The 427-nt window shown below is 67.9% G+C and carries 1 pseudogene; it reads right to left on the reverse strand.

The annotated features are described in order from the left end of the window. Positions 1-401: pseudogene (locus tag G3I71_RS48225) on the reverse strand (hypothetical protein); the annotation flags it as partial. Positions 402-427: the final 26 nt, after the last annotated feature.

The following is a 427-nucleotide window of genomic DNA, read 5'->3' on the forward strand; positions in this document are numbered from 1 at the left end:
AGCTTGCCCTTCATCGTCGACATGACCATGGGGGCCTTCTTCGGGATCTCCGGGTTCTTCTTCTCCCCGACGACCTTCAGTTCGCCCCCTCCCCCGCCGACCGTGAACCAGCCGGTGGGCACCACGGAATCCTTCGGGATCACCATGAGGTCCGTGTTGTTGGAGGCGGGTTTGACGGTCTCCCACGAGACGTCGACCTCGTCGCCCACCTTGGCCGTGGCCGGGGCCGTGATCTTGACGGTGCTCTCGCCCTCCACCGGGTCGCCGCCGCCCGCGGGCGGTACGCACTTGACCTTGTAGGTGGCATCGGCGGCCTGGGCGGGGGAAGCCGCCATGGCGATGCCCGCGCCGCCGAGCAGCAGCGCGAGCAGGGCCGCGCTCGCCCTCCGTTGGGTGTTCACGAATGTCCCTTCGTTGTCGGACTTTG

It is taken from the genome of Streptomyces sp. SID12501, assembly GCF_010550245.1.
GTDB lineage: Bacteria > Actinomycetota > Actinomycetes > Streptomycetales > Streptomycetaceae > Streptomyces.